Below are 6,341 nucleotides of genomic sequence, written 5' to 3' on the forward strand. Positions count from 1 at the left end.
GTTGCCTCCTATCCATTAAAATTGATCAAGTTCTTTAAAATCTCTTGGACTTCCTGACTAGTCAAAACTTTGGCCGTCACATCAAAGTCCGTTAACGCATTTTCAATATCCCGTTTAACCTGTTCGATCTTTTCGTCTAAATGAGTGACCGCTATGTTTAAGCTCTTAACACTTTTGTCCTTAATTGGCACCTTAACGATTAGCAAATGTTGCTTAGTTGTCATGTTTTTGGATTCTTGGACTTTAGTAAAGTGATCCAAGTAACTGGCTATGAGCTGGATTTTGAACTGTTGCTCCGGGTGGTCTTTTTGTAAGGCGAGATACCGCCGTTTGAGACCATTGAGATAAGCCGTCATATTGACGGGAATCGTCGGTTCTAAGAACTGTAACGTGTCATCAACGCCTTCACCTAAGGCACTCATGAGAAACGCACCATAGTCCTCAAAAACGTCCTGTTGTTCGGTTTCATTAAGTAGATCAAGGTTGATCCCACTAACTTCCAAAATGCCAACGAGATTACCGGTTTTGGTAACTTCGTAATTACCATACATACCCACCACCAAGCTCATGTCATCAATGGTCTCTTTGCCACCATTGATTTTAGGCGGTTGATAATCCCAATCTAGCTTGGCTGTTTTATTGGCGGTTTTGCTCTTCTTCAAACGCATTTAGTTCACCTCGCTTCTTCGGTTTTAAATAAAACAGTTTCTGACCATTGGCATAGCGGCGTTTCAACTTAAAGTTATCCCGCACTTTAATATTCTTCCTCGCCGCAACTGGCCTAATTGTTAAAATAGCCATGACAATCGTCATGGCTAAGACAACAATCACTATTTTTATCAGGACTAAGATCAGACCATAGGGTGGGATTGCAATAAAAATTAAGCCCACTAGTCCTGCCAGCGCCGCATAGCCAAAATCCTTCAAGGTGTAGTCTTTCCAGATCCCGTAATCTTTATCTACGTTCTCTGGGAAGATAAATTCTTTTCCTTTCTTCATTTGGCAGGCTCCTTTTTAAATTAAGTGAATAGGCTGTAAACCCAAGGTAATAGCCAGATAATGGCTGCCGCTAAGGCCACTAAACCAGCCACCCGACCAACCGCGTGATAAACTTCAGATTTCTCTCGCGGATCGTCTGCGTCAGGCATTCTTTTGATAATAATAAATAGCGCCACACAAATCCCGACTAAAACGACCAACCCGGTTAAAATACCTTGAATTGTCTTACCAGCGCTGGTTAGCTTGCTTTTAACTTCGCCACCGTCCGCGGCAAAAACAACCTGAGCGTTCATCAATCCCAAGTAAATTGTGGTGGCTCCAGTAGTTGCTAACGCTTTTACTTTGCTGAACTTCATGTTATTCCTCCTTCCTATCGTCTTCTGATGTTCTTAATTGAATTTGTTCTGCCTGCGTTTCTTCTGGCTCACGCTGATAGAACTTGTTCATTTGTTCCTCGGCAATTTGCTGGCTTGGTAATGGATCGGTGGCTAATTTGACGCGGCCGTTTTCACTCGTGGCTAAGTAATACTCTTTTTCTGACTGGCCTAGTTCTTGGGTCTCTAAGACATGCAAATTATGTTCGTAACGGTCTAAGGCGTTATCAACTTCTAAGCCATAGAAACCTAAGAAACCTTCCAGGAAACTCTCACCAAAAAAGGTCATTTCATTTTTGATCTGCTTATATTGATGAGTCGGTTTATCACTTACCAATTTTTCGGCCTTTTTAGCATTTTGACTGTCTTCGTGGCGATTAAACCAACCACTAAGCTTTAACGGCTCAGTCTTCAACTGGCGTTTAACGGTCTTCTTAATCATTGCTTGCCGAACTTCATCGATTGGCTGACCGTCTTGATCTAATATCGCTTGTAGCTGCTTCTGGTCAGTTAGTGCTTGGTCGTCATCAACCACAATCGCCTTTTGGTCATCATGTAGTAACTTGCCATTAATGCCTTGCCAGCTTTCTACTTTCATTAAATCACCTCCTCAAAAAAAGCGCGTTAGGGTCGCTAAACAACTAGCTTTCCCCTAACCCGCCCGGTAAAATGGATTGTTAGGAGGGTGACACCCAGAATCGTAACTTCTAGGTGCTGATCCTCGTTAGCAACTTCACTGCTTACGAGGACGCCCTCTTTTTTTATGTGATTTTTAACCCACTCTATCCCTTCATCAGATATTAATTTATTGGTACCTGAACCAAGCAAAAATTGATCAGGAAACTCTGGATGTCGTTTGATCCAGTTGCTGACATAATTTCGGCCACGCCCCAGCTTGTGATTAGCTTGCGTTACGCTGTACCATTCCTGATTGCCTGTCACATGTAAGTTCTCCTTTCTTAATTTAGTCATAATTTAACATCAAAAGGTGTAACTTACACCATTTATTTTTTTACATTTAGGTTACAAGTGCCTGCCCCCATCTTCATGCCGGTTTCGAGTTTGGTGTTGCCGTTGCTTTTTCGTCATTTCCCACTCGGTCTCTTTTAAGCCACGTAGTTGCTGCTTTCTTAGATAGTCCGTGTTCTTCGCATATAAAATGGTTATTAAGGCTTCGTCCAAAATATTAGTCAGGTAGTTTTTCGGGCTAGTTGGGTAATAATTAATGGCCTGATAGTCCTTAATTTGGTCTTGCTTATATTGATCAAACCGTGTTGTCTGTTGTTTCAAAAGGGCTTGCACCATTTCAATTTGTTTGTGATCCAACTTAGGATCTTGGCCACATTCGCCGATAAACAGTTGCCGGGTGCCATCATGTTTTAAGACCCGTTGCAGTCGATGATCCTGAATATCTTTTAATTCCATTTTACCTAACAGGTAATTTAAACCGGCTTGGTGTTGCTGACTAGTAAAGACTACCGGTGGCTGCTGTTGTAATTGACTAAGATCCTCGGCGCTTAATGGCTTTAATTCTGGGTCATAGTAAACCACAGCGGTATAGATTTGCTCCTTATCAATCGTCTCTAGCTTATCCATGTCACTGTCCGGAAAAGCAGTCGTTAGAATGCTGTTGTATTGAGTTTGCACTACGGCTTTAACTTCCCGCATGACCCGTAAATTTTTCACCGCTTTAGAAATGAATTCGAGTTCGTTAGGTTGATAAGCGGCTAGCATGCCCCGATTAGTATGCTTCAAATCGTCTAACTGGTGACCATGTTTGGCTAGTACCGTGGTTAATTGCTTCTCAATTGTTTGGGCCTGCTGATTAACTAACTGCCAGCTGGTATATGGCCGCTTGGTAAACGTCAATAATTGCTGGGTTAATAAGTCGTTTCGAATATTCATTAAACGTTCGTTTAATTCACTGCCTTTGAAAATCGTTTGTTCACTATTAGTTTCTTTAATCAGTTCCCGTCGTTCAGCTGCGGTTGTCTGTTCAAAATTAAGTTCCGGATAAAGCTTTTTCGTTGCTCGTTCCACCACTTTATTTAACAACTGGTTAGCTTGTGCTAGTGATGTCGTTTGCTGGTCAATAGTCAGCAGTTGTTTAGTTACATCTTCACCAACCGCGTGTTTGATTAATAAGCTGTTCTTCCAATTAAATAGCATGCGCTGTTTATCGTCTAAATGTTCTAAATCGACATAGGTTTTCAATTGCTGACTTAGATGACTAATTGTGTGTTTTTCAGAGAACGATAGCTCGTCAGTTAACGCGTCAAAATGTTCATGATTTCTTATCTTTTCGTCAAGATTATGATATTTAGCTTGAGCGTTTCTTTGCGCTCTAACTTGTTGATTAAATGCTTTTCGATTTTTTCTTTGGCTGTTAATGCCTTCGTGTTGGGTAGGTGTCTCTTGAATCCCTTGATCGACAAACGATTTTTCACTAATCCGATCTGGAATATTTTTTTGTGCTAAGAACTGATTAACACTCAACGCCCAATTTTTTCGCCACTCATTAATTTTTTCCTTTTTATCCCAATCAACCAACCAAATTTTTCTTTGTTTTGGAAACCCGCTTTTGGTTAAAAGTTGCTTGCCATTTTCATCTTTAATGTACTGCGTCTTTGCTTTTAATCCCCAACTACCATCGGGGTTAAATGGGCGATTGGTTAACATCACATGTGCATGCGGATTGTCTGGGTGATCGCGATGAATTGCTACGTCAGCTACCATACCTTGATCGACAAAATCTTCTTGCACATATTTTGTCAGTAATTCTTTCTGTTCGGATTCACTTAATTCTACCGGTAAAGCCACGTTAAATTCTTTTGCATACCGTGAGTTTGATTTACGATCGTTCTTTTCAACTTCATTCCATAATTTTTCTCGATCACTGGCCCATTCTGGTGCATTTTTTGGGGTTAAAATAAAGCTTTCTGGAATTACCGATCGGGCATAGAAATATCGGCGACCTTCTTTATCATCAAATAATTTTTCACCACTTCGATAAGCCGCACTGGCAATCGCACTTCGTCCTTTTCCAGCACTAATATTACTAAAACTCATATGAAAAATTGCCATGTAAGTCACCTCTTTACTTTGATTCTATGGGTTTTCTTCTGTTGTCGACATCGGCGACTTCTAATACAGTTTTTTTGGGGGTTAGCACAACATAGAATTTATTCTATGTGTAAGTGCGCATTGACCTCATTTCACTCGTCCTGCTGATTCCCATAAATTTACTTATAGTGTATGCATTCCGCTTTGCTATTTCAACTTCTATCCTTTGATTTAACGTTCTCTGTATGATATAGTGTCGGTGATTATTTTTAATATGATTGGAGGAATCATTATGTCTCAAAGTAACTTAGAAAAACAAGAAGCTAAATTAAAACAGCTTAATCAAAAGATTAAAGCTGAAAAAAATAAAATTGAACAAAATCTCGGTAAGCAAATCATTAGATCAGCCAATTTGGATTATGGGACACTTACTACTCCACAGATTAAAATGATTGCTAAAAAAGTTGCCGCCTTTTTAAATCAAGCTCAAAATAACCGATAATAGTTAGGTGGTAATGACTATACCTAATCAATATGAAAAACTAGTTGAGCAACAAGCGCGTTTAAAACAAAAAATTGAGCGAGAAGATTTTAAATTACGGCAATCTAAATACTATGAAAATCGGCAAGCCCGCAAAGCCCGTTCTCGCCGATTAATTCAAAAAGGGGCTTTGCTAGAAAAATACTTTCAAGCTGATAATCTCTCGGTTGAACAAACCGAAGAGTTTTTAAAAATATTTGCCGATTACGTTAATGTCCATAAACCAAATAAACTCAAAAACGATCAACCTAATAACTAGGCCGATCGTTTTTATTTTCAGGATTATTTTTTGGCTTAACTTCTAGATTGTTTTTAGCAAAGTCTTTGAGATGGTTTTGGGTTCTTTTACTAATCTCGTCTTCAACTAATTTAAGTTCTAATTTATCCGTTTTTTTTAGTTGCTTGTACATCTGGTTTAATTCATTAGCACTTAATTTTTTTGTTTGCTCGAATTTGTAATCCTTGAATACCATTATCATATGTCCACTGTTTAATTTTAGTCATGTCATTAGTCTGATAATAATTGGCAATTAGTTCGTTCCATTGATCCCACTTATCTAACGGCACATTGATTAAGCCTGCACCACCGTCAATCATAATTTTATTAGCACTTAAAGTCGCCGTCCTTTTGTTCCCGTCCCAAAAGATTTGTTGGCGCATATTATGATACATGACAGTCAATGCTTTATCAGTAATCGTCGTTCGTGGATCAGCCAAGATTTTTTGTAAAAAGGATTGTTCTTGTTTTTCGTTAATTAAAGGCGGTTCAAAAAAGTCTTCACTACCTAAATCAACTCCTCCTTTCCCTTGCCGTAATTCTCCCGGTACTAAGGCGTCTTCCGCTGCCACAATCTTGTTGATTTGTTTTTCCATGGTTAACGTTAAAGTGGAATTTTGAGCAGTGATATATTGCCACCCACGCTTTAAATTAACAATCGTCAAAATATCCTCAACAGGTACTCCTGCTACGCTCATACCGTCCATAATAGTTTGTGTTTGTGGCAAAGTGGTATTAACGCCTTCAAAACGAGCATTAGTATGCACTAACTTGGTAAAGTTTGCTCGGGCAAACCGTTGGTTTTCTGCAGCTGTGAATTTATACTTGTCCATATATGTTCGAGTTTTAGCCATATTTTGTGCCTCCTTTCTATTTCAGTCACTGATTATTTGACCTGTCCATGTTAAATCACAAAATGCTTTTCGTTGATAATTTGCTCTTGGCGCTTATCTAAGAGGTAAGTGTGTAACGCGTCAAACAGCTTGCGTTTATCAGGATCTGGATTATGAGCTGCTTGCTCCCAAATGTCTTGAATATCGACTGCCCATGGGTCAGCCAACAATTGATCAATTGTTTCGACTTCTTT

9 protein-coding genes and 1 pseudogene are annotated in these 6,341 nt (G+C 39.3%); 2 read left to right on the forward strand and 8 right to left on the reverse strand.

Translation table 11 applies throughout. The annotated features are described in order from the left end of the window. Positions 1–8: 8 nt before the first annotated feature. The 6 genes from trsD to mobQ all read right to left on the reverse strand — a co-directional run bounded on the left by trsD (position 9) and on the right by mobQ (position 4,457). Positions 9–668 carry a TrsD/TraD family conjugative transfer protein gene (trsD, locus tag AC27FM_RS12845; protein WP_487088879.1) on the reverse strand — a complete coding sequence of 220 codons (660 nt, stop codon included), beginning with the start codon at positions 666–668 and terminating at the stop codon, positions 9–11. Then, positions 637–999: a hypothetical protein gene (locus tag AC27FM_RS12850; protein WP_014216295.1), complete on the reverse strand. Its 363-nt coding sequence runs from the start codon at positions 997–999 to the stop codon at positions 637–639. The genes trsD and AC27FM_RS12850 overlap by 32 nt, the downstream gene beginning before the upstream one ends. Positions 1,000–1,019: 20 nt before the next feature. Continuing rightward, entirely contained in the window at positions 1,020–1,355 is a 336-nt protein-coding gene (locus AC27FM_RS12855) for a CagC family type IV secretion system protein (protein WP_265246594.1), read from the reverse strand. A gap of 1 nt (position 1,356) precedes the next feature. Beyond that, positions 1,357–1,971: a hypothetical protein gene (locus AC27FM_RS12860; RefSeq protein ID WP_153522150.1), complete on the reverse strand. Its 615-nt coding sequence runs from the start codon at positions 1,969–1,971 to the stop codon at positions 1,357–1,359. Positions 1,972–2,006: 35 nt separating this feature from the next. Next, a complete protein-coding gene (locus tag AC27FM_RS12865; protein WP_162000210.1) occupies positions 2,007–2,315 on the reverse strand; it encodes a hypothetical protein in 309 nt (102 codons plus the stop codon). Positions 2,316–2,396: 81 nt separating this feature from the next. Then, the gene (gene mobQ / locus AC27FM_RS12870; RefSeq protein ID WP_153522149.1) at positions 2,397–4,457 is read right to left on the reverse strand and encodes a MobQ family relaxase; all 2,061 of its coding nucleotides are present in this window, start codon (positions 4,455–4,457) and stop codon (positions 2,397–2,399) included. Positions 4,458–4,728: 271 nt separating this feature from the next. On the opposite strand from mobQ, the gene AC27FM_RS12875 reads away from it, so the two are divergent. Both AC27FM_RS12875 and AC27FM_RS12880 read left to right on the forward strand, forming a co-directional pair. Continuing rightward, positions 4,729–4,938: a hypothetical protein gene (locus AC27FM_RS12875; RefSeq protein ID WP_021816943.1), complete on the forward strand. Its 210-nt coding sequence runs from the start codon at positions 4,729–4,731 to the stop codon at positions 4,936–4,938. A 19-nt stretch (positions 4,939–4,957) separates the two neighbouring features. Beyond that, positions 4,958–5,236, forward strand: coding sequence for a hypothetical protein (locus tag AC27FM_RS12880; protein ID WP_487088884.1), 279 nt, complete (start codon positions 4,958–4,960; stop codon positions 5,234–5,236). Between the two features lie 130 nt (positions 5,237–5,366). Here AC27FM_RS12880 and AC27FM_RS12885 read toward each other — a convergent pair. Continuing rightward, positions 5,367–6,108: pseudogene (locus tag AC27FM_RS12885) on the reverse strand (Fic family protein); the annotation flags it as partial. A 50-nt stretch (positions 6,109–6,158) separates the two neighbouring features. After that, positions 6,159–6,341: hypothetical protein (locus tag AC27FM_RS12890; RefSeq protein ID WP_487088853.1), on the reverse strand; the 183-nt coding region annotated here is incomplete at its 5' end.

Source organism: Companilactobacillus sp. y65-5, assembly GCF_057541095.1.